Annotated in this window: 19 protein-coding genes, 3 tRNA genes and 2 pseudogenes; 6 read left to right on the forward strand and 18 right to left on the reverse strand. The window is 72.5% G+C overall.

Going from position 1 to position 21,389, the window contains the following annotated elements:
• Window positions 1-14: 14 nt before the first annotated feature.
• Window positions 15-746, reverse strand: coding sequence for a lysophospholipid acyltransferase family protein (locus ACNAW0_RS05020; RefSeq protein ID WP_416286517.1), 732 nt, complete (start codon window positions 744-746; stop codon window positions 15-17).
• 105 nt (window positions 747-851) lie between these two features.
• On the opposite strand from ACNAW0_RS05020, the pseudogene cofC reads away from it, so the two are divergent.
• The 3 genes and pseudogenes from cofC to ACNAW0_RS05035 all read left to right on the forward strand — a co-directional run.
• Window positions 852-1,463, forward strand: a pseudogene (cofC, locus tag ACNAW0_RS05025) (2-phospho-L-lactate guanylyltransferase); the annotation flags it as partial.
• A 282-nt stretch (window positions 1,464-1,745) separates the two neighbouring features.
• Window positions 1,746-4,046, forward strand: a complete 2,301-nt coding sequence (locus ACNAW0_RS05030) for an RNA degradosome polyphosphate kinase (RefSeq protein ID WP_416286518.1) — start codon at window positions 1,746-1,748, stop codon at window positions 4,044-4,046.
• A gap of 40 nt (window positions 4,047-4,086) precedes the next feature.
• A complete protein-coding gene (locus ACNAW0_RS05035) occupies window positions 4,087-4,968 on the forward strand; it encodes an NUDIX hydrolase (RefSeq protein WP_416286519.1) in 882 nt (293 codons plus the stop codon).
• A 177-nt stretch (window positions 4,969-5,145) separates the two neighbouring features.
• Here ACNAW0_RS05035 and ACNAW0_RS05040 read toward each other — a convergent pair whose 3' ends face one another.
• From ACNAW0_RS05040 to leuC, 3 genes are all read right to left on the reverse strand, one after another.
• Window positions 5,146-5,841 carry an HU family DNA-binding protein gene (locus ACNAW0_RS05040; protein WP_416286520.1) on the reverse strand — a complete coding sequence of 232 codons (696 nt, stop codon included), beginning with the start codon at window positions 5,839-5,841 and terminating at the stop codon, window positions 5,146-5,148.
• Window positions 5,842-6,012: 171 nt separating this feature from the next.
• Window positions 6,013-6,600 (reverse strand): 3-isopropylmalate dehydratase small subunit, encoded by a 588-nt coding sequence (leuD, locus tag ACNAW0_RS05045; RefSeq protein WP_416286521.1) that lies wholly within the window; start codon window positions 6,598-6,600, stop codon window positions 6,013-6,015.
• Window positions 6,601-6,615: 15 nt separating this feature from the next.
• Window positions 6,616-8,058: a 3-isopropylmalate dehydratase large subunit gene (gene leuC, locus ACNAW0_RS05050; RefSeq protein WP_416286522.1), complete on the reverse strand. Its 1,443-nt coding sequence runs from the start codon at window positions 8,056-8,058 to the stop codon at window positions 6,616-6,618.
• A 49-nt stretch (window positions 8,059-8,107) separates the two neighbouring features.
• Between leuC and ACNAW0_RS05055 the strand changes: the two genes are divergently transcribed.
• A complete protein-coding gene (locus ACNAW0_RS05055; protein ID WP_416286523.1) occupies window positions 8,108-8,794 on the forward strand; it encodes an IclR family transcriptional regulator in 687 nt (228 codons plus the stop codon).
• A 140-nt stretch (window positions 8,795-8,934) separates the two neighbouring features.
• Here the strand turns inward: ACNAW0_RS05055 and ACNAW0_RS05060 are convergent.
• From ACNAW0_RS05060 to ACNAW0_RS05075, 4 genes are all read right to left on the reverse strand, one after another.
• A tRNA-Glu gene (locus ACNAW0_RS05060) sits at window positions 8,935-9,010 on the reverse strand.
• Between the two features lie 234 nt (window positions 9,011-9,244).
• Window positions 9,245-9,317: transfer RNA gene (locus tag ACNAW0_RS05065), tRNA-Glu, on the reverse strand.
• A 135-nt stretch (window positions 9,318-9,452) separates the two neighbouring features.
• Window positions 9,453-9,524, reverse strand: a tRNA-Gln gene (locus ACNAW0_RS05070).
• A 106-nt stretch (window positions 9,525-9,630) separates the two neighbouring features.
• A complete protein-coding gene (locus tag ACNAW0_RS05075; protein ID WP_416286524.1) occupies window positions 9,631-10,434 on the reverse strand; it encodes a fumarylacetoacetate hydrolase family protein in 804 nt (267 codons plus the stop codon).
• Between the two features lie 168 nt (window positions 10,435-10,602).
• On the opposite strand from ACNAW0_RS05075, the gene ACNAW0_RS05080 reads away from it, so the two are divergent.
• Window positions 10,603-12,060: a hypothetical protein gene (locus ACNAW0_RS05080; RefSeq protein ID WP_416286525.1), complete on the forward strand. Its 1,458-nt coding sequence runs from the start codon at window positions 10,603-10,605 to the stop codon at window positions 12,058-12,060.
• Between the two features lie 34 nt (window positions 12,061-12,094).
• Window positions 12,095-12,961, forward strand: coding sequence for a 3-methyladenine DNA glycosylase (locus ACNAW0_RS05085; protein ID WP_416286526.1), 867 nt, complete (start codon window positions 12,095-12,097; stop codon window positions 12,959-12,961).
• Window positions 12,962-13,129: 168 nt separating this feature from the next.
• Here ACNAW0_RS05085 and ACNAW0_RS05090 read toward each other — a convergent pair.
• The 10 genes and pseudogenes from ACNAW0_RS05090 to tnpC all read right to left on the reverse strand — a co-directional run.
• A pseudogene (locus ACNAW0_RS05090) lies at window positions 13,130-13,495 on the reverse strand (DUF664 domain-containing protein); the annotation flags it as partial.
• Window positions 13,473-14,084, reverse strand: coding sequence for a GNAT family N-acetyltransferase (locus ACNAW0_RS05095; RefSeq protein ID WP_416286527.1), 612 nt, complete (start codon window positions 14,082-14,084; stop codon window positions 13,473-13,475). The gene ACNAW0_RS05095 and the pseudogene ACNAW0_RS05090, both read right to left, overlap by 23 nt.
• Window positions 14,085-14,142: 58 nt before the next feature.
• Window positions 14,143-14,568 carry an alternative ribosome rescue aminoacyl-tRNA hydrolase ArfB gene (gene arfB / locus ACNAW0_RS05100; RefSeq protein ID WP_416286528.1) on the reverse strand — a complete coding sequence of 142 codons (426 nt, stop codon included), beginning with the start codon at window positions 14,566-14,568 and terminating at the stop codon, window positions 14,143-14,145.
• A gap of 9 nt (window positions 14,569-14,577) precedes the next feature.
• On the reverse strand, window positions 14,578-14,880 hold the full coding sequence (locus tag ACNAW0_RS05105; RefSeq protein WP_416286529.1) for a hypothetical protein: 303 nt from the start codon (window positions 14,878-14,880) through the stop codon (window positions 14,578-14,580).
• A 127-nt stretch (window positions 14,881-15,007) separates the two neighbouring features.
• Window positions 15,008-15,868 (reverse strand): S1C family serine protease, encoded by an 861-nt coding sequence (locus ACNAW0_RS05110; protein WP_416286530.1) that lies wholly within the window; start codon window positions 15,866-15,868, stop codon window positions 15,008-15,010.
• A 47-nt stretch (window positions 15,869-15,915) separates the two neighbouring features.
• Window positions 15,916-16,875 (reverse strand): VWA domain-containing protein, encoded by a 960-nt coding sequence (locus tag ACNAW0_RS05115; RefSeq protein ID WP_416286531.1) that lies wholly within the window; start codon window positions 16,873-16,875, stop codon window positions 15,916-15,918.
• Window positions 16,872-17,867, reverse strand: coding sequence for a DUF58 domain-containing protein (locus ACNAW0_RS05120; protein WP_416286532.1), 996 nt, complete (start codon window positions 17,865-17,867; stop codon window positions 16,872-16,874). Before ACNAW0_RS05120 ends, ACNAW0_RS05115 begins: the two co-directional genes overlap by 4 nt.
• The gene (locus ACNAW0_RS05125) at window positions 17,864-18,913 is read right to left on the reverse strand and encodes an AAA family ATPase (RefSeq protein ID WP_416286533.1); all 1,050 of its coding nucleotides are present in this window, start codon (window positions 18,911-18,913) and stop codon (window positions 17,864-17,866) included. Before ACNAW0_RS05125 ends, ACNAW0_RS05120 begins: the two co-directional genes overlap by 4 nt.
• A 200-nt stretch (window positions 18,914-19,113) precedes the next feature.
• Window positions 19,114-19,653, reverse strand: coding sequence for a hypothetical protein (locus ACNAW0_RS05130; protein WP_416286534.1), 540 nt, complete (start codon window positions 19,651-19,653; stop codon window positions 19,114-19,116).
• Between the two features lie 193 nt (window positions 19,654-19,846).
• Window positions 19,847-21,319: an IS66 family transposase gene (tnpC, locus tag ACNAW0_RS05135; RefSeq protein ID WP_416286535.1), complete on the reverse strand. Its 1,473-nt coding sequence runs from the start codon at window positions 21,317-21,319 to the stop codon at window positions 19,847-19,849.
• Window positions 21,320-21,389: the final 70 nt, after the last annotated feature.

Consider the following 21,389-nt stretch of genomic DNA (forward strand, 5'->3'; position numbering starts at 1 on the left):
CTCGCTACGCTCGCTCATTCTCCAGCCTCGCGGCTACGGGTACGGTTCCGGGCGGGGCGCTCCCACAGCGGTGGTGGGGTGCCGCCGCGGATCTCGGCGACCATGTCGCGGATCCGCAGCATGATCTCGTCGGTCATCTCCTCGAAGACGGCCCGGGTCGGCGTGGCGCCCGCCCACCGGCTCAGATCGACCGGCGGCCCGGCGACCACGGTCACCGGGATCCGCGGGCGCAGCCCGAGCCGGGTGGTGCGCGGGTCGAACAGCTTCTCCGGCCCCCACATGGCGACCGGGATCACCGGCGCGCCGGTGGCCAGCGCCAGCCGGGCCGCCCCGGTCTTGCCCTTCATCGGCCAGAGGTCCGGTTCGCGGGTGGTGGTCCCCTCCGGGTAGATCACCACCGCGCCGCCCTCGCGTACGGCCGCGACCAGCTTGTCCAGTGACCGGGCCGCCTCGACCGTGCCGCGCTCCACCGGGATCTGCCGGCACCGGTGCAGGATCCAGCCGATCACCGGCACCCGGAACAGGCTGGCCTTGCCGAGGAACTGCGGCCAGCGCCCGGAGTCGTAGATGAAGTGCGCGGAGACCAACGGGTCAGCGTGCGAGATGTGGTTCGGCACGATGATGATGCCGCCGTCCCGACGCAGGTGCTCCATCCCCCGCCAGGTGCGCCGCGTCCAGACCCAAAGCACCGGCTTGACCAGCACCACGGCCAACCGTGGCCAGAACCCCACCTTGCGCCCCGCCACCTTGTCTCCTCCTCGCGACCACACCCACGCCCGCGACGAAATCATGCCTGCTCGCCCTGGGTCCGGCCAGTGAGGGTACCGCCGTCCGACTGGCAGGATGGTCACGTGCCCGAGCCGACCTGGACCGTGGTGGTGCCGGTGAAGCGCCTCGGGGCGGCGAAGAGCCGCCTGCGGGGCGCGCTGCCCGGCGTACCCCATGAGGAGCTGGCGCTGGCTCTGGCGGCCGATACGGTCCGCGCGGTGCGGGCCTGCCCGGCCGTGGGCGAGATTCTCGTGGTCAGCGACGACCCGCGGGTGGCGGCGGAGGCGACGGCGGCCGGCGCACGGACTGTGCCGGACCCGGCCGAAGGGCTGAACGGCGCGTTCCGGCGCGGCGCGGCGGTCGCCGGCCCGCGCGCCGCCGTGGCCGGCCTCACCGCCGACCTGCCGGCGCTGCGCCCGGCCGAGCTGGCCGCGGCGCTCCGGGCCGTCCCGGCCGGTCCGCCGGGGGTACGCGGGTTCGTGGCCGACGCCCCGGGCAGCGGCACCGTGCTGCTCGCCGCGCCGGCCAACGTGCCGCTGGACCCGCGGTTCGGGGTGGGCTCGGCGGCGGCGCACGCGGCGCACGGGGCAATGCCGCTACGCGGCGACTGGCCGACCCTGCGCCGGGACGTGGACACCGCCGCCGACCTGGCCGCCGCCGTGCGGCTGGGTCCGGGTCCGCGCACGGCGGCGCTGCTCGACGGAGGCGTCGGGTACGGTGCTGGCATGCAGGGCACGGTGGCCACCTACGACGCGTCGACCCGCAGCGGGATGCTGCTGCTCGACGACGGCACCGAGCTGCCCTTCCCGGCCCGCGCCTTCGACGCGTCCGGGCTGCGGCTGCTCCGGCTCGGCCAGCGGGTCCGGGTCGAGCGGGACGCCGCGGGTGAGATCGTCCGCGTGACGTTGCCGACGATGGCCTGAGCAACCTGGCCCGAGTTCATTTTCCGTTCACCGGAATCGGGGAATCATGAGGTGGTGAGCACCCCTCGCGAGCAGCCCGAGAGCACCCAGCACCTCCCCGGCCCCGGGGCGCCCCGCAACGGCGTCCGGCCCCGGGGCACCGACGGCCGGTTCCGTCGGGTCCGCGCGCCCGAGGAGGACCTCGCCGTCGACCCGGCCGACCTGGACGTCGCGGCTGCCTCCGCCGGCCTCGAGGAATCACTCGACCCGGTCGAGGGCCCGGGCCCGTACGCCGAGCGCGCGGCAGGGCAGCGGCTGCCAGAGGACCGGTTCCTCAACCGGGAACTCTCCTGGCTCGACTTCAACGCCCGGGTGCTGGCGCTGGCCGAGGATCCGCGTACCCCGCTGCTGGAGCGGGTGAAGTTCCTGGCCATCTTCGCCAGCAACCTGGACGAGTTCTACATGGTGCGGGTGGCCGGCCTGAAGCGCCGGCTCTCCGCCGGGCTGCCGGTACGCGGTGGGGACCGGCTGCCGCTGCGTACCCAGCTGGAACTGATCGCGGAGAAGGCCGCCGACCTGGTGGCCCGGCACGCCGCCTGCTTCGTCGACGACGTGTTGCCGAGGCTGGCCGAGGAGGACGTCCGGATCCTGCGCTGGAGCGAGCTGGACGGCCCGGAACGGGAGCGGCTGCGCACCTGGTTCCGGGAGCACATCTTCCCGGTGCTCACCCCGCTCGCGGTGGACCCGGCGCACCCGTTCCCGTACATCTCGGGTCGGTCGTTGAACCTCGCCGTCTCGGTGCGCGACCCGGACGGCGGTTCGGAGCTGTTCGCCCGGGTGAAGGTACCCAACAACGTGCCGCGCTTCGTCCGGGTGTCCCGGGACGCCCCCGGCATCCGGTTCATCCCGGTGGAGGACCTCATCTCGGTGCACCTCGGGCAGCTCTTCTCCGGGATGCAGGTGGTGGAGTGCCACCTGTTCCGGGTCACCCGCAACGCCGAGGTCGAGGTGGACGAGGACCGCGACGAGGACCTGCTCCAAGCCCTGGAACGGGAGCTGGCCCGGCGCCGCTTCGGCCCGCCGGTCCGGCTGGAGGTCGCCGCCTCGATCACCGACCACATGCTGGAGCTGCTCGTCCGCGAGCTGGACATGCACGACCAGGAGGTGCTGCGGGTGCCCGGCCTGCTGGACCTCTCCGCGCTCTTGCAGGTGTACGGCGAGGCCGACCGCCCCGAGCTGAAGGACCCGCCGTTCGTGCCGGCCACCCACCCGCGCCTCACCGAGGGCGAGGTGCCGCGCAGCGTCTTCGCCACCCTGCGGGACGGCGACGTGCTGGTGCACCACCCGTACCACTCGTTCGCCACCAGCGCGCAGCGCTTCATCGAGCAGGCCGCCGCCGACCCGGACGTGCTGGCCATCAAGCAGACCCTGTACCGCACCAGCGGGGACTCCCCGATCGTCGACGCCCTGGTCGACGCGGCCGCCGCCGGCAAGCAGGTGGTGGTGCTGGTGGAGCTGAAGGCCCGCTTCGACGAGGTGGCGAACATCGGCTGGGCCCGCACCCTGGAGCGCGCCGGCTGCCACGTCGTCTACGGCCTGGTCGGGTTGAAGACGCACTGCAAGACCGCCCTGGTGGTACGCCAGGAGAGCAACCAGATCCGCCGCTACTGCCACATCGGCACCGGCAACTACCACCCCAAAACCGCCAGGACCTACGAGGACTTCGGCATGCTCACCGCCGACCCGGAGATCGGCGCCGACCTGACCGACCTGTTCAACGTGCTCACCGGCTACAGCCGGCAGACCGCGTACCGACGGCTGCTGGTGGCCCCGCAGGGCATCCGCAGCGGCCTGATCGAGCGGATTGAGCGGGAGATCACCCACGTCCGGCTCGGCATGCCGGGCCTCGTGCAGTTCAAGGTGAACGCCCTGGTGGACGAGGAGATCACCGACGCGCTCTACCGGGCCTCCCAGGCGGGCGTGCACATCGACCTGTTGATCCGGGGCATGTGCACGCTGCGTCCCGGGGTGCCGGGGCTGTCGGAGAACATCCGGGTCCGCTCGATCCTCGGCCGGTTCCTGGAGCATTCGCGCATCTTCCGGTTCGGCAACAACGGCGACGCCGAGTTCTGGATGGGCTCGTCCGACCTGATGCACCGCAACCTGGACCGCCGGGTCGAGGCGCTGGTGCAGGTGAGCGACCCGGTGGCCCGGGCCGAGCTCGACTACGTGCTGACCGCCGCGTTCGGCCCAGAGGTGGACGCGTTCGAGCTGGCCGGAGACGGCAGTTGGAGCCGGCGTACCGGCACCGAGGACGAGCCGCTGACCCACCTGCAGGACCTGCTGCTGCACCGGATCGGCGGGACGGCGGGCTGAGCGGGCGACGGCCGGTTCGGACCGGGCTTACGGTGGGCGGATGACGGACGAGGAGCCGGTGCGGATCCGGGCCGCGGGCGGGGTGGCCTGGCGCCCCGGGCCGAACGGCGTCGAGGTCTGCCTGGTGCACCGCCCCCGGTACGGCGACTGGTCGCTGCCCAAGGGCAAGCTGGACACCGGGGAACACCCGCTGCGGGCCGCCGTCCGCGAGGTCGCCGAGGAGACCGACGTCCGGGCCGTGCCCCAGGTACGCCTGCCCACGGTCCGGTACCGCAGCGAAGGGCGGCCGAAGGCGGTCGACTACTGGTCCATGCGGGCCGCCGCGAGCGGCGGTTTCCAGCCGGACACCGAGGTCGACGAGGTGCGCTGGCTCGGGGTCGACGAGGCGGTACGCCAGGTCAGCTATCCGCACGACGCCGAGGTGATCGCCGCGTTCGCGGCGCTGCCGCCGGTGACCAACACCGTGCTGCTGGTCCGGCACGCGCACGCCGGCAAGCGGGGCACCTGGACCGGCCCGGACAACGGCCGACCGCTGGACGCGCAGGGCCTGGCCCAGGCGCGGGCGCTGGCCGAGTTGGTGGCCCTGGTCCGCCCGGTACGGCTGCTCGCCGCCTCGGCCCGCCGCTGCGTGCAGACTCTGGATCCGGCGGCCGCCCTACTGGACCTGCCGATCGAGGTGACCGGTGACCTGGACGAGCCGAAGCCCGGCCAGCAGCCGGACGAGTGCGCCCTCGCCGCAGCGGCCCGCCTCACCGCCCTGGCCGTCGCCGGCGAGTCGGTCGCGGTGTGCAGCCAGGGCAAGGTGATCCCGGGCATGCTGGAACGGCTGACCGGCCGGGCGGACGACTTCACCACCCCCAAGGGCGGCGCCTGGTTGCTCGCCTTCGCCGACGACCGCCTGCTCACCGCCGACCGCCTGTAAGGAGGGGCCCCTTCTTAACGCCTCCGGTAGAGCAGGGGCCCCTTGTTAACCGCCGCGGGTGCCCGGGGCGCGGGGCCGCACCGCGTCCCCCCACAGCGGATCGGCCACGGGCGCGAAGACGTACGGCACGAAAAGGGCGCCCACCGCGAGCGGTGGGCGCCCTTTCTGCCGGTACGGTCAGCGCCGCGCGGCGGTCTTCCTCGCCGGCGCTTTCTTCGCCGGTGCTTTCTTGGCGGCAGTGGTCTTCTTGGCCGCCGTGGTCTTCTTCGCCGGTGCCTTCTTGGCCGCCGCGGTGGTCCTCTTCGCCGCCGCGGTCTTCTTGGCCGGGGCGGTGGTCTTCTTCGCCGCCGCAGCCTTCTTGGTCGGGGCGGCCTTCTTGGTCGGGGCGGCCTTCTTCGCCGCGGCAGCCTTCTTCGCCGGCGCGGCCTTCTTGGCGGCGCCGGCGGCCCTGGTGGCCTTCGCCGCCGTGGTCTTCTTGGCGGCGCCGGCCGCAGCGGTCTTCTTCGCCGCCGTCGCCTTCGCCCCGGTCGCCTTCGCGCCGGTGGCCCTGGCGGCGGCCGCTGTCATCTTCTTGGCAGCGGCGGTGGCCTTCGGCACCTTGCCGCTGGCCACCATCTCCTTGAACCCGGCACCCGGGCGGAAGGTCGGGACGGAGGTCTTCTTGACCTTCACCGCCTCGCCTGTCCGCGGGTTGCGCGCTGTTCGGGCGCCCCGGATACGCCTTTCGAACGCTCCGAAACCGGTGATCGCCACCTTCTCGCCCTTGGTGACCGCCGCCTGGACCTCAGCGAGGACCGCGTCGAGCGCGGACATCGCCGTCTTCCGGTCCCCCAGGCGAACGGCGAGCGCCTCGATGAGCTCGGCCTTGTTCACGACTTCCTCCCGATTGTGCAACTGACTCGATGCGAGCCATTCTGCGCGCACGGTATGCCCTGTGCTGCCGGGACACAAACATTCGGTGGAAAAAAGGCCTTGTGTCGTAACGGATTCGCCCCCACCGGCGAACCGGTGGGGGCGAAAAGCGATGTGGGCTCAGGCGTACGCCTATGCCACCGAGGGCAGGAACGACGGTCGGGACGCCTCGTACGCGCCGATCTCGGCCTCGTGGCGGAGGGTGAGTCCAATGTCATCCAAGCCCTCCATCAGCCGCCAACGACTGTGGTCGTCCAGCGGGAAAGCCCAGGTGGCATCACCGGCGTGGACCTGGCGGGCGGTGAGGTCGACGGTGATCGGGGTGGTCGGGTCGGATTCCACCAGATCCCAGAGTTCCGCCACGGCTTTCAATTCCAGCTCGACCGGAAGGAGGCCTTCCTTGAGCGCGTTGCCGCGGAAGATGTCGCCGAAGCGGGGCGAGATCACGACCCGGAAGCCCCAGTCCCGCAGCGCCCAGACGGCGTGCTCGCGGGAGGAACCCGTACCGAACTCGGGACCGGCGATGAGAATCGACGCCCCCGAATGGGAGTGATCATTGAGAACGAACGACGGATCCTCCCGCCACGCGCTGAAGAGACCGTCGGCAAAACCGGTGCGGGTCACCCGCTTGAGGTACACGGCGGGGATGATCTGATCGGTGTCCACGTTGGAATGGCGCAGCGGCACGGCGGTGCCGGTGTGGGTGGTGAACTTGTCCATCTCTCGGCTGCCCTTCTACAGGTCGGCGGGGGCGGCCAGCCGGCCGACCACGGCAGTGGCGGCGGCGACCGGCGGGGACACCAGGTGGGTACGCCCGCCCCGGCCCTGGCGGCCCTCGAAGTTGCGGTTGGAGGTCGAGGCCGAGCGCTGGCCCGGCGACAGGGTGTCCGGGTTCATCCCGAGACACATGGAGCAGCCGGCGAAGCGCCACTCGGCGCCGGCGTCGGTGAAGACCTTGTCCAGCCCCTCCGCCTCCGCGGCCTCGCGCACCGCGGCGGACCCGGGCACCACCAGCATGCGTACGCCGTCGGCGACCTGGTGGCCGCGCAGCACGTCGGCGGCGGCCCGGAGGTCCTCCAGTCGGCCGTTGGTGCAGGAGCCGACGAAGACCACGTCGACGGCCAGGTCGCGCAGCCGGGTGCCGGGCGTGAGGTTCATGTACTCCAGGGCCCGGCGGGCGGCGGCCCGCTCCGGCTCGCTGACGAACTCCTCGGGGTCCGGCACGGCGGAGCCCAGCGGGGCCCCCTGGCCGGGGTTGGTGCCCCAGGTGACGAACGGCGTGATCCGGCTGGCGTCCAGGGTCACCTCGGCGTCAAAGGTCGCCCCCTCGTCGGTGGGCAGCGTCCTCCAGTACGCCACCGCCGCGTCCCACTGCGCCCCCTGCGGCGCGTTCGGCCGCCCCTTCAGGTACGCGAAGGTGGTCTCGTCCGGCGCGATCATGCCGGCCTTGGCGCCCCACTCGATGGACATGTTGGCGATGGTCATCCGGCCCTCCATGGAGAGGTCGCGGATCGCCTCGCCCCGGTACTCCACGATGTGGCCGCGCCCGCCGCCGGTGCCCACCTGCGCGATCAGCGCCAGCACCAGGTCCTTGGCGGTGACGCCCGGGGCGAGCCGGCCGGTGACGTTCACCGCCATGGTCTTCGGCCGGGCCTGCGGCAGCGCCTGGGTGGCCAGCACGTGCTCCACCTCACTGGTGCCGATGCCGAAGGCGAGCGCGCCGAACGCGCCGTGGGTGGCGGTGTGCGAGTCGCCGCAGACGATCGTCATGCCCGGCTGGGTGAGCCCCAGCTGCGGGCCGATGACGTGCACGATGCCCTGGTTCTCGTCGCCCAGCGGGTGCAGCCGTACGCCGAACTCGGCGCAGTTGCGGCGCAGCGTCTCGATCTGGGTGCGGGAGGTGGGGTCCGCGATCGTGAGCAGGTCGCCGCGCCGGGACCGGAACGCCGGGTCGTCGTACCCGGTCGGGGTGTTGTGGTCCTCGGTCGCGACTGTCACGTCGGTGCGCCGGACCCGGCGCCCGGCCAGGCGCAGCCCGTCGAACGCCTGCGGGCTGGTGACCTCGTGGAGCAGGTGCAGGTCGATGAAGAGCAGGTCCGGCTCGCCGGCGGCGGAGCGGACGACGTGCGCGTCCCAGACCTTCTCGGCCAGGGTCCTCGGTTGAGTGACTCCCACCATCTGGACATCCTAAATTCTGGGAGGTATGTTTCGGCTTGTGGGACACAGTATGAGCGGTGTCGGCGTTCTCGACAAGGCGGTGGTCATCCTGGCCGCCTGTGTCGACGGCGCCAGCCTGGCCGAACTCGTTGAACGCACCAAGCTGCCCCGGGCCACCGCGCACCGGCTGGCACAGGCGCTGGAGATCCACCGGATGCTGGTCCGGGACACCCAGGGGCGCTGGCGCCCCGGTCCCCGGCTCGGCGAACTGGCCAACGCCGCGCCGGACGTGCTGCTGACCGCGGCCGAGCCACTGCTCTCCGCGCTGCGCGACGCCACCGGCGAGAGCGCCCAGCTCTACCTGCGCCGCGCCGACGAGCGCATCTGCGTGGCCGCCGCCGAGCGGGCCAGCGGCCTGCGCGACACCGTGCCGATCGGTTCGGTGCTGCCCATGACGGCGGGTTCCGCGGCCCAGATCCTGCTCGCCTGGGAGCCGCCGGAGGCGGTCATGCCGCTGCTGCCCCGGTCGAAGTTCACCGGCCGCACCCTGGCCGAGGTACGCCGTCGTGGCTGGGCGCAGAGCGTCGCCGAGCGGGAGGCGGGTGTGGCGAGCGTCTCGGCCCCGATCCGTGACCGCACCGGCCGGGTGATCGCGGCGATCAGCATCTCCGGCCCGATCGAACGCCTCGGCCGCCGCCCCGGCGAGCGCCATGCCATGGCCGTGGTCCGGGCCGGCCAACGCCTCTCCGGCCTGTGATTGCTCTGGCTCCAATTCGCGCATGTGGCGGTGTCCGGCACCTCGGACACCGCCACATGCCGCAAACCGGAGCCGGTCACAGGGCGTCGAGGGTGGGGAACGACGAACGGCCCGCCCCATAAGTGGGACGGGCCGTTCAGTGGTAGCCCCGACCGGATTCGAACCGGCGCTACCGCCTTGAGAGGGCGGCGTCCTGGGCCGCTAGACGACGGGGCCAGGCACTTTTCCTGCTTCACCACCCTGACGAGCGGTGCGGAAGTAGTCTAGCGGCACCACCCTCGGCCCTCCTGACGGGGGTCGAGCCGGTGGATGCCCGCGGCCGCCCAGGTACGGCGGCCCGACGGCAGACCAAGGAGCGGAATGGGCTCTGAAGACGGGCGGGCGCGGACCACGTGGTGGGACGGTCACGAAACAGCCCGCCCCAGCAGGTGGGACGGGCTGTGCGCGCTGTAGCCCCGACCGGATTCGAACCGGCGCTACCGCCTTGAGAGGGCGGCGTCCTGGGCCGCTAGACGACGGGGCCAGAACTGTCTGCTTCCTCGCCGAGGGCGAGGAAGCTGCACTCTATCGGAGATCATTTGCCGCCCCTCACCGGGAGGAGCGGAGCGGAACTCCACCAGAATCCAGCGTCCGGGATTCTCGCGAATCCACGGCTGCGCTGGGGTACCAGGACTCGAACCTAGACTAACTGAACCAGAATCAGTCGGGCTGCCAATTACCCCATACCCCATTGGCCCCTTGCGGCGCCAGGAAGGAACTTTACCCTCCCGGTGCCGGCAGGCCAAATCCAATCCCTCGAACCGCCCCTGACCAGCGGAAACGAGACGTAGGACGCATCAGGCGACCGGCACCACCGGGTTGGTGAGTTCGCCGATCCCCTCGATCCGCACGGTGACCGTATCCCCGTCGGTGAGCGGACTAACCCCGGCCGGGGTGCCGGTCAGCACCACGTCGCCGGGAAGCAGCGTCATCACGTGAGAGATGTACGACACCAGGGCCGGCACGTCGAAGACCATGTCCTTGGTCCGGCCGAGCTGGCGTACCTCCATCTCCTCCGGGTTACGACCCACCTCACACCGGACCTCCAGATCGGCCACGTCCAGCCCGGTGGTGATCCACGGACCCAGCGGGCAGAACGAGTCGAAGCCCTTGGCGCGGGTCCACTGCCCGTCGGAGCGCTGCAGGTCCCGGGCGGTGACGTCGTTGGCGCAGGTGTAGCCGAAGATGGCCCGTTCGGCGGCGGCCCGGTCGGCGCGCCGCGCGCCCGGAGCCCCGATCACCACGGCCAGCTCCGCCTCGTGCTCTACCTGCTTGGAGAAGATCGGCAGACGGATCGCGTCCCGTGGGCCGATCACCGAGGTGGACGGTTTGAGGAAGAGCAACGGTTCCTTGGGCACCTCGCTGCCGTGTTCCGCAGCGTGCTCGGCGTAGTTGCGGCCGACGCAGACCACCTTGCTCGGCAGGATCGGCGAGAGCAGCCGTACGTCGGAGAGCGCCCAGCGGGCGCCGGAGAACTGGATCTGCCCGAACGGGTGCCCCTCGATCTCGGCGATGGTCAGGCCCTGCGGCCCGGCCTCCGGCTCGCCCTCGACGACCCCGAACGACATTCCCTTGGCATGAGCGAAACGAGCGATACGCACCCGGCCAATCTATCGCCGCCCCGCCCGGACCTGCGCGGGCACGCCACGTCATCGCCGGGCACGGACGCGCCAGGGTACGCCGTCACGCGCCGACCGTGGCGGGAATGCCCACTTCGTACCCGCCCGGCGGGCCGGGGACCATAGCTTCGGGTCCGGGAGGTTCGGCCTATGACTGCAACGAAGCGACACCACAGGTCCCTGGCCGTGATCGTGAACTGCCTCGGGGTCATCGCCGCCGTACCGGCCCTGCCCGCCGCGGCACCCCGGGCGGCAGCCGCGCCCGCGAGTCCGGCCCCGGCGGCGGCACAGGCCGCCCCGGTGGAACACGCCACACCCGTCCCGACCGGGACTCCGGCGACCCCACCGGCGGTGACACCCGGGAAACCGGCACCGATCCAGATGTCGGCCCCGCCGGTCACCGTGGCGATGACCGCGGCGAAAACCCCGGCGCCCGGCTACCAGATCCAGATCCGCAACGCCGGCAACAACGTGGTCGAGGCGATCGTACGGCAGGAGCTGCCGACGGGGTCGAAAGCGACCACGGTGACCGCCGGCGGTCGGGCCACTCCGGCGTCCGGCTCGACCACGGCCGGCGACGTGACCTGGCGGCTGAAGCTGCCGGCACACAGCACCACCACCCTGAACACCGCCCTCAGCACGGCCGCACAGGGACAGTCCGTGACCGCACCCGCCTGCGCGTACGGCACCGACGGCACCCGGCCGTACGACTGCGCGACGGCGACCTGGACCGACGCGGCGGCGCCCGCGACGCAGGTGTCGGCGGCGCCACCGGTGTGGCGGCGACCGCCGATCCTGGCGGCCGCGCTGACCGCGCTCCTGGTTGTCACCGGCGGCACGCTCACGTGGCGGTGGCGCCGCCGGCGCCGCTCCGGCGTGGCGACGGCCGGCCCGGCGGCGGGCGGCACGGCGGCGACGAGCGGCACGGCGGCGACGAGCGGCACGGCGGCGACGAGCGGCACGGCGGCGACGAGCGCCGGCACCCCGACCATCGCCGGTGGGACGGCCGGCCCGGCGCAACGCGGCAGGGTCTACCCGCGCCCGGCGCGGCCGGCCCGGGCCGGGCGGCGCCGCACCCCGCCGGTGTGGCTGATGGTCCCGGTCGCCGCGGCGGTGCTGGCCGGGCTGGTCGGGGCGGGGGCGTGGACGGCCACCCAGCGGGTCGCCGCGATCGACACGGGCAAACAGCCGACCAGCGGCGCATGGATGGGTCGGAGCGTGACCGGTGCGGTCGGCGTCCCGCTGCGCGAGACCGCGTTCGAGTTCACCGTCTACCGCGTGGCCTGCGGCGCCGGGGCACTGCCCTCCGCCACGGCGGGCGGCCGGCAGTGCCTGGCCACGGTCGGGGTGCGCAACCTCACGTCGGAAGAACAGACCTGGCACGGGCAGCTGCAACGGGCGTACCTGCCGGGCGGCAACTGGGTCGCCGCCGACGAGGACGCCACCCGGGTCGCCAACCTCGGGCGGGACGTCTTCGCCCAGCCGGTCGCCGCGGGCAGCCGGGTGCTCCTCCCGCTGGTCTTCACCGTGCGCGGCAGCGACCAGCCCAAGCAGTTGGAGCTGCGCAGCGGCGTCTTCTCCGCCGGCGTCCGGGTGACCGTGCCCTGACCGGAGGTGGGGCGGCGGTCGTACCCTGGGGTCCGTGACCGTCGCCCTCGCCCCCGCCACCGCGCTCGACGCAGCCGACTGGCAGGCCCGGCGGCGCGCCCACGAGCAGCGGGTGGACGCCTGGCTGACGCCACACCTGGCCCGCCGGCGCAGCGGCGTGAAGCACCCGGTGGAGGACTTCCTCTTCACCTACTACTCGCACCGCCCCGCCCAGCTACGCCGCTGGCATCCGGGTGCGGGAGTGGTGCTGCGCGACGCGGACCCCGCCGAGTTCGGCCGGGACTACCGCGCCACCACCGCCGGGCTCACCCTCGACACCGATCGGGTACGCGCGCGGCGCGCCGAGTCGATCGCCTGGATCCGTACGCTGCTCGCGGCGACCGCCGGCCGCCCGGCCCACCTCGGCTGTTTCGGGATGCACGAGTGGGCGATGGTCTACCGGCAGACCCAGGACGAGGTACGCCACAACGCCTGGCCGCTGCGGCTCGGCCCGGAGGCCACCGCCGCCGTCGTCGAGGAGCGCGGCGTACGGTGCAGCCACTTCGACGCGTACCGGTTCTTCACCGCGCCGGCCCGGCCGCTGAACGTGCTCACCCCGACCCGCGAGACGCAGCACGCGTTGGACCAGCCGGGCTGCCTGCACGCCAACATGGATCTCTACAAGTGGGCGTACAAGCTCTCTCCGCTGGTGCCGTCAGAGCTGGTGGCGGACGGTTTCGCGCTGGCCCGCGAGATCCGTGCGTTGGACATGCGCGCCTCGCCCTACGACCTGGCCGACCTGGGCTACCCGCCGGTGCGGGTGGAGACCCCGGAGGGCCGGGCGGAATACGTCGCCGCCCAGCGCTGCTTCGCCGAGCGGGCTGCCGGGCTGCGGGCCCGGCTGCTCGCCGCGCTCGACTGAGGCCGGCTGCGCGCGGAATCCAGGAATCGGGCTCGGCCCGGCGGCGGCCCTTTCGTGCCAGTCGATGCCTCTTGATCAACTCCGTGCGCGGCATGTTGTGGTCACTGCCGGCTGCGAGACCACCTGTTGCCGCATACGGAGTTGGTCATTGCGGCGCCTCGAGCTGGCTCAGCTCGAGGCGCAGCTGCGATCGGGTGCGCAGGGGTCAGCAGCCCGGACGGCTTGTTCGACCTTCGCGCAGTAGGCTTCGCGGGCCGCGGCGTCGATCGGTTTCTCGTACTCGGCCGTCGTCCCGGTCCTGCCGTCCAGCTGCTCGCGCAGGATATCGGCGTGCCCTGCATGCCGGGTGGCCTCGTTGAGAATGTGGATCATGACGTTGAACAGCTTCACGTCTGGCCTTGGCCACCACGGTACGTGTCCAGGCGCGTCGATGGGCAGGGCGTTGATCGTCGCATCCGAGTGTTCGCAGACGGACCGGTAGAGATCCAGGATGTCCGCACGCGTTTCGTGCTCAGTGGCCCAGTGTTCGTTCTCCCAGGCGCCCGCGTCGTTCCACCGTGGTACCGGTCCGGGGAACGGCCGGCCGAAAACCTCGCCGAGGGATGGTGGCGTGGACCCAGCGCTCGCCGTCGCGGAGCACCTGGCGCAGCGTCCCCTCGGCGACGAAGCCGACCTTCTCGTAGACCCGCCGGGCGCGTGGGTTGAACGCGAAGACCTCCAACGAGGTCCGGTGCAGGCCGAGCTGCTCGAAGCCGTACCCGACGATCAGCCGGACCGCCTCGGTGCCGAGCCCTCGGTCGCGGCCGGCGGGGCCGATCAGCGTACGGAAGTTGCAGCTGCGGTTGTGGCCGTCCCACTCGTTGAGGACCACCTCGCCGACGCACTCCCCGGTCGCCTTGTCCACCACGGCCAGGTCGAGCCGGTCGGTCTGGCTGTTGCGGCTGCCGTACCAGGCCCGCAGGCGGTTCAGGTCGAACTTCTCCCCCGGCGGGCTACCGGTCAGCCGGACCACCTCCGGATCGGCTATGGCGACCTGGAAGGCGGCGACGTCGTCGTCGACGAACGGGCGGAGGATGACCCGGTCGCCGGTGAGGGTGGGCTTGACGGAGAAGTCGGCGGACACGGGGCGAATTGTCGGTGGTGCCCGGGTCGGCCACAAACCGTTTTCCGGGCGCGGCCGGTCAGTCGCCGTCCACCCGCCGGTCGCGTTTGCGCTGGGACTGGCGTTTCTTCTCGGCCAGACGGCGCTCCTTCGCCCCCCGGGACGGGCGGGTCGGACGGCGGGGTTTGGGCGGCGGGGCGACCGCCTCGCGCAGCAGGGCGATCAGCCGGTCGCGGGCGGCCTCCCGGTTGGCCAGTTGCGCCCGGTGCTCGCTGGCGGCCACGGTCAGCACGCCGTCGACCAGCCGGCCGGCGAGCCGTTCCAGCGCGCGGGCGCGCAGCGGCTCGGGCACGCTCGGCGAACCGGCCAGGTCGAAGCTGAGTTCCACCCGGCTGTCGGCCGTGTTGACGCCCTGCCCACCCGGTCCGGACGAGCGGGAGAAGCGTTCCCGCAGCTCGGCGTCGGGAACCACGATCCGGTCGGTCACCCGCAGTCCGTCGTCCATGCGGAGAGGCTAGCGCCTGACCGGGTGGCTCGGGGTGGGCGTCGAGGTCGGGGTGGGTGCGGGATCCGCCCGCTCGTGGTCCGACCCGGCCGCCGCGTACGCGGCCGCGCCGACGAGCAGCAGGGCGATCACGCCCGCCTTGGTGATGACCGCGCGGGTCGCCAGCCAGGCGGTCCGTCGGGCGCCGGGAACGGTGTTCCGGGCGGTTCGGTAATCCTTCCAGCCACGCTTCGCGCGGGCGTACGCCGCGCCGACAGCGGTGCCGATGACCAGGCCCACCAGGAGGAGGGCCGCGATGACAGCTTGCTCCACCCACGCCAGTATCCATACTCAGCGTAATATTTCCATTGCCCAATGGTCCCACGGCGGATATCCGACAGTTCACCCGATCCAGCCGAAAGGTCCGGTGGGGCGCGCAGGCCAGCGCCGCGGCGGGCGGTCAGCCGCCCCGGCCGATGATCGTGTCGGCGGTCTGCTGCACCTGGTCGATCGGGATCGCGAACCCGATGCCGATCGAGCCGTTGCCGTCGATCGTGGCGATGGCCGTGTTCACCCCGACCACCTCGCCCCGGGCGTTGACCAGCGGGCCACCCGAGTTGCCCGGGTTGATCGAGGCGTCGGTCTGCACCGCGGTGTGCCGGCCGTTGCCGATGCGGACCTGCCGGTTGAGCGCGCTGACGATACCGGCGGTCACCGTGCCCGCCAGCCCGAGCGGGGAACCGACCGCGAGCACCGGCTCGCCGACCCGGGTGGCGTTGGGCTTGGCCAGCGGCAGCGGCGACAGCCCGGCCGACGCGGGCACCTTGAGCACCGCCAGGTCGCTGTTCGGCTCCCGCCCCACCACCTCGGCGTTGAACCGGCGGCCGTCGGAGGTCTCCACGGTCACCGGGCCGGAGCCGCCCTTGGCCAGGATGTGGTCGTTGGTGACGATGTGCTGCTCGCGGTCGATGGCGAAGCCGGAGCCGCTGGCCGACGACGCGGCGTTGCCGCCGACCATCACCGAGACCACCCCCGGCACGGTCTTCTCGGCGGCCGTCACCAGCTCCGCCGGTACCGGCCCCGCGGAGGCCGCTGCCGCATCGGGCGCGTCGCGGCTGGCCACCCAGCTGCCGGCCGCCGCCCCGGACAGGGTGGAGAGCGCCACCACCGCCAGCGCGCTGAGCACCCGGCCGCGCCAGCTCCGTCGCCCCGGGCCCGGCTGCGATCCGGGTACGTCCCAGCGCCCGCGCCCGTCCGGGTCCAGCTCCGGCGAGACGAACCACGGGCCGCGCGGCTCACCTAGTCCGGTCTGCACTGCCATACCTGGCTCCTCACGTGTCGTGCCGACATCCCGGGTGGGTGGTGCGCTCAGGGCAGTCGAGAGAACCACCGCAGGGATCCGGCGGCCGCGCCCATGGCGAAGACCAGCCCCAGGCCGATGAAGCGGGCGGAGATGTCCTGCCGTTCCTTGCGGTAGCCGACGGACGTGCCGATGTCCTCGTACACGGCGCGCAGCTCGGCGCTGCTGGTCGCCTCGTGGAAGCGGCCCCCGGTCTCCTCGGCCACCGCCTTGAGCGTCTGCCCGTCGACCGGCACCTGGATGGCCCGCCCACCCCGGTCGACGAAACCGGACGGAGTGCCGAACGAGATGGCGTGCAGCGGGACCTTGGCCGCCACGGCCTGGGCGGCGGCCTCCATCGGGTCCATCCCCGAGGTGTTCGCGCCGTCGGAGAGGATGATGATCCGGGCCGGCGGCGGGTCCTTGGCGGCCTTGGCGTCCAGGCTCTTCACCGCGCCCAGACAGGTGCTGATCGCCTCCCCGATCGCGGTGCCCTGGACGCCGGTGACGCCCTCGGCGAGCCGCCCGATCCCCTGGTGCAGGGCGTCCCGGTCGGTGCCCGGCGGGACCAGCACCGCCGCGCTGCCGGCGAAGGCGACCAGGCCGACGTTGAACTCCTTCGGCAGGCCGTCGGCGAACCGGCGGGCGGCCTGTTTGGCGGCAGTCAGCCGGTCCGGGTCGACATCGGTGGCGAGCATCGAGGTGGAGACATCCACCGCCATCATCACGGTGGCCCGTTCCCGGGGCACCCGTACCTCGGCGTTGGGCCGGGCGAAGCCGACCACCAGCAGCGCGAGCATGGCCAGGAAGAGTCCCGCCGGCACGTGCCGGCGCCAGGCCGGTCGGTGCGGCGCGACCCGGTCCAGCAGACGCAGGTTGGTGAAGCGAACCGCGTACCGGCTCTGCCGGCGTTGCATCGACAGGTAGCCGAAGACGAGGGCGGCGACGCCGAGCAGGAGCCAGAGTCGGGCGGGCGACTGCCAGGTCACGCGGTACCTCCCCGAGCCGAGGCGGGCGCGGTGGCCAGCCGTCGCTGCTGGTGCACGTGCCGCACGATGTCGGCGGTCCAGTCCCGGTCGGTACGCAGCGCCAGGTGGGTCGCCCCGGTCCGGCGCAGCACGTGGCGTACCTGGTCGCGCTGGGCGGCGGCGGCCTCGGCGTACCGCTCCCGCAGGGCCCGGTCGCCGGTCCACACCTCGCGGCGCCGGCCGGTCTCCGGGTCGACCAGGGTGACCAGGCCGACGTCCGGCAGTTCCAGCTCGCGCGGGTCGGTCACCTCCACCGCGAGCACCTGATGCCGGACGGCGAGCCGGCGCAGCGCCAGCTCCCAGGGTGGGGCGGCGTCCGGATCGTCGGGCAGCCCGTCGAGGAAGTCGGAGACGACCACCACCAGACCGCGCCGGATGGCCATCCGCTGCACGCCGGCCAACCCGTCGACGAGGGTTGGCGGGGCGACGGCGGCGTCAGCCTCCCCGATCCGGGGCGCGCCGAGCAGGGTGCGCAACAGCCCGAGCAGGTGGGTCCGCCCGCCGCGGGCCGGGAACCGGCGTACGCCCCCGGGGGCGAGCACCTGCGCGCCGAGGCGGTTGCCGGTGCCCGCGGTGAGGAACCCGACCGCCGCCACGGCGGCCACCGCGAGTTCGCGTTTGTCCAGTGTGGCGGTGCCGTACTCCATGCTGGGGCTGGCGTCGACGAGCAGCCAGGTGGTCAGTTCCCGGTCGGCGTCGACCTCGCGGACGTGCGGCACGGTGGTCCGCGCGGTGACCGCCCAGTCCATTCGGCGTACCTCGTCCTCGCCGGGGCGGTACTCGCGGCTGCCGGACACCTCGCTGCCGGGTCCGGGCAGCAGGCCGTGGTACTGGCCCTGCAGCAGCCCGTTCAGGCGACGGGTGACGGCCAGTTCGAGCCGACGCAGTCGCTGGTCGGGGGCGAGATCCGCCAGGCCGGGCTCGGGCAGGATCGGGGTGGCCCGGCGCCTCATGCCGCCGCCAGATCGGACGCCGTCTCGGGATGACCGGCGGCGACCCGGGGCGGCGGCACCGCCTCGACCAGCCGGCGTACCACCGCTTCGGCGGAGACCCCGTCGGCCACCGCGTCGAAGGAGAGGACCAGCCGGTGGGACAGCACGTCCACCGCCAGGTCCCGGACGTCCTCCGGGAGCACGTACTCCCGGCCCCGGATCATCGCCTGGGCCCGGGCGGCGGCGACCAGGCCGAGGGTGGCCCGGGGGCTGGCCCCGTACGCCAGCAGTGGCGCGATCTCGGGCAGCCCGAACCGGCCCGGGTCCCGGGTGGCGAGGATGAGCCGGACGACGTACTCGGCAAGCGCGTGGTGGACGAAGACCTGACTGGCGCGGCGCTGGAGTTCGCGCAGTCGGGCCGGGTCGAGCACCTGACGCGGGGTCGGCCGGTCGCTGCTCATCCGGTAGAGGATGGCCAGCTCGTCGGCGTCGCTCGGGTAGTCGACGACGATCTTCATGAGGAACCGGTCCCGCTGGGCCTCGGGGAGCTGGTAGACGCCCTCCGACTCGATCGGGTTCTGGGTCGCGAGCACCAGGAACGGCTCGGGCACCGGCCAGGTCCGGCCGCCGATGGAGACCTGCCGTTCGGCCATCGCCTCCAGCAGCGCCGACTGCACCTTGGCCGGGGCGCGGTTGATCTCGTCGGCGAGCACCAGGTTCGCCATGACCGGGCCCAGCTCGACGTCGAACGTTTCGGTGGAGGCGCGGTAGATGCGGGTACCGACGATGTCCGAGGGGACCAGGTCGGGGGTGAACTGGATGCGGGAAAAGGTGCCGCCGACGACGTTGGCGAGGGTCTGCGCGGCGAGGGTCTTGGCTACTCCCGGCACGCCCTCCAGCAGGCAGTGTCCGTCGGCGACCAGGGCGGTGAGCAGGCGTTCGACGAGGCGGTCCTGCCCCACGATCACGCGCTTCACCTCGAATAGGGTCTGTTCCAGCTCGACGCCGCCGGCGTCGGCGTCGACCGGGCTGGGCACGCTGGCCAGGGTGTCCGAGATGTCCGTCACGGTGCTTGCTTCCCGTGCTGGCGGCCGGACAAACGTCGGATTGTGGGCCCCTGCCGGGTCGTTCCAGGGCCGGACCGGGACGACTCCCTCGACCGGGCGGCAACGGGTACGAGCGACGCAGTCCGGCCCAGACCGGGCCCCGCCTGACGCGGGCATGACGCTGGCCCCCGCCGAGGCGGGGGCCAGCGGGGCGGGGCGGATCAGTTGGCGATGATGATGTGGAACGGCCTGTCCGCGAACCCGCCGGAGGAGTTGCGGGTCTGCACGAAGACGGCGCTGGAGATCAGGTAACGGGGCGCGACAAAGATCTCGCCGCCCGGCGGGACGTTGTTCTGGTCGTTCGTGCCGATGGTCGCGTTGTACGCCTTGAGGTTCGCGGCGTAGTTGAGCGTCACCTGATACTGCCCCGCGAACTGGCCCGGCAGGTTGCTGGCGAACCGGAAGGCGCCGGTGACGTTGGCCGAGTGCTGGAGCAGGGTGCCGTTGCTGCTGACGACGGCCCAGGCGACCGTGCCGGGGGCGGGCGCGGCGAGCGTGGCCAGCATCTCGGCCTTCGCCTTCCGAGATTCGGCGGCGGTCACCGGAGGCTGGTGGCCGGGCTGCCGAGCGGCGGGCTGGGCGGCCTCGATCGGAGCCTTCGCCGGCGGTTGGGCGGCGGCCGCGATGCCCCCACCGGCCAGGGTGAGGGTCAGGACGCCGAGTGCTACCGCCGTCGCCTTGCGTCTGACGAATGTGGCCATTACAGGTCTCCCTTTTGTGACCGTGCTGATACGGCCGGCCCGCGACACACGGGTCGGTTCACTTCGCAGGAGAGCCGGGCAAAAGAACAGCGGACCATCGGGGATCGGCTTGTCTATGCACCACGAGAACCCGGCTTGAGCTGGGATTACTACAGAGAGTTGAGACGTCGCAACCAGGTGGTTGGGTGACTGGTCAGGTGGTCGCTTCGGCGGTGGGTAGCCAGGGTCGGCCGGCGGCGAGTTCGGTGAGGGCAGTCATGATGTTGCGGCCGTGGGCGGTCGCGGTGGCGAGGTAGGAGCGGATCAGCGCGAATTGCTGGGCTCCGTCGAGGGTGCGTAAGCTCCCGGATACTTTCTGCCGGATCTTGACCATGCGGATCTGCTGTTCGGCGCGGTTGTTGTCGAACGGGGACCGCAGATCGACCGTGAAGCGCAGGTAGTCGCCGGTCCGGTCCCGCATCCGGCGTGCGAGGGCGGTCAGTTTCCGGCCGGTCTTGGACGTGTCGTGCTGGTGGTCCTTGACCGCGACGAGGGCGGCTTGGCGGAACAGGCTGGTCTGCTCGCCGAGCAGGCCGGGGTCGATCCCGGATGCCCCGTGGGAACGGGCGGTGTCCGCGGCGGTCTTGAGGGCCAGCAACGCGTCGGCCGCCTGCCGTGGCCACACCGCTTGCGGTGCCAGTTCGGTGGCGGCGGCAAGCTCGCGCAACAGGTGAGCGCAGCACAACTGGTGTCCGGCCGGGGTGTAGGTGTCGTACGGGGCCCACGCGTCGTGCACCGCGATCCCGGTCATCGAGGCCATCACCTGCCCGGCGTCGATGCCGGCCCGGCCACGTTTCGGGTGCACCCACACGAGGGTGTGCTTCCCGGTGGTGGCCACGTGCACCCAGTGCAGCCTGCCGGCGACCCGCAACCCGGACTCGTCGACGTGCACCACGCTCGCGTCGGTCAACACGTCACGAACCTGATCCACGAACTCCGAATCGGCCAGGGCGTCACCGGCGCGGGCGTGCGCGGCGGCGACCCCGCCGGCCGACATCGGCACCCCGAACAGATCCGTCATCGCCTGCGCGGTCCGCGCCTGCGCCCCGAACAACGCCTGCTGCAGATACACCGCCGCAGCCTGAGCCCTCGGCCCGTACTGCACCGGGGCATCGACCCCGTCCGGAGCCCGACCGGCGGTGACCTGCCCACACCGGCACCGACGCGACACGATCCGATGCTCCGTCACCCGCACACCGATGTCCGGCAGGTCGAACACCTGCCGCACCGCCACCCCGGCCACCACCGCACCGGTCAGATCCTCGCCGCACCCGCCACAACCGGCTGGTTCGTGCTCGAACCGCTCCTGCGGGTCATCCACCTGCCGAAGCGTGCGGCCCTCATGACCAGGCTGCCCACCAGGCCGCCGACCCGAACGTGTCCGCAACGACTTCGGCGCCGGCGGCTTGGCCAGCCCATCCGACGACGGTGGCCGCGACGAGTTCGACGAGTCCTGCCCCAGCCGAGCCCGCAGATCCGCGTTCTCCGCCCGCAACACCGCGTTCTCCTGCCGCAGCCTCGCATTGTCCTGCCGCAGCCTGACGTTGTCCTGCTCAAGATCAGCGACCCGGGCCTCCAAACGCGCAAGCCGCTCAAGAAGCTCCACGATGGACGGCGTTCCGGACACCCAACCATGATCCAACTCGAACGCCCCAGGTCAAGCCGACCCGCCGACGAACACCTGACCAGTCACGTGG

The sequence above is a fragment of the Micromonospora sp. SL1-18 genome, from assembly GCF_047921505.1.
GTDB lineage: Bacteria > Actinomycetota > Actinomycetes > Mycobacteriales > Micromonosporaceae > Micromonospora.

Bases quoted from the DNA above. Each gene is read 5' to 3' on its own strand.
- ACNAW0_RS05035 (WP_416286519.1), top strand. From the start codon at position 4,087: ATGACGGACGAGGAGCCGGTGCGGATCCGGGCCGCGGGCGGGGTGGCC.
- leuD (WP_416286521.1), bottom strand. From the start codon at position 6,600: ATGGACAAGTTCACCACCCACACCGGCACCGCCGTGCCGCTGCGCCAT.
- leuC (WP_416286522.1), bottom strand. From the start codon at position 8,058: ATGGTGGGAGTCACTCAACCGAGGACCCTGGCCGAGAAGGTCTGGGAC.
- ACNAW0_RS05055 (WP_416286523.1), top strand. From the start codon at position 8,108: ATGAGCGGTGTCGGCGTTCTCGACAAGGCGGTGGTCATCCTGGCCGCC.
- ACNAW0_RS05080 (WP_416286525.1), top strand. From the start codon at position 10,603: ATGACTGCAACGAAGCGACACCACAGGTCCCTGGCCGTGATCGTGAAC.
- arfB (WP_416286528.1), bottom strand. From the start codon at position 14,568: ATGGACGACGGACTGCGGGTGACCGACCGGATCGTGGTTCCCGACGCC.
- ACNAW0_RS05110 (WP_416286530.1), bottom strand. From the start codon at position 15,868: ATGGCAGTGCAGACCGGACTAGGTGAGCCGCGCGGCCCGTGGTTCGTC.
- ACNAW0_RS05120 (WP_416286532.1), bottom strand. From the start codon at position 17,867: ATGAGGCGCCGGGCCACCCCGATCCTGCCCGAGCCCGGCCTGGCGGAT.
- ACNAW0_RS05130 (WP_416286534.1), bottom strand. From the start codon at position 19,653: ATGGCCACATTCGTCAGACGCAAGGCGACGGCGGTAGCACTCGGCGTC.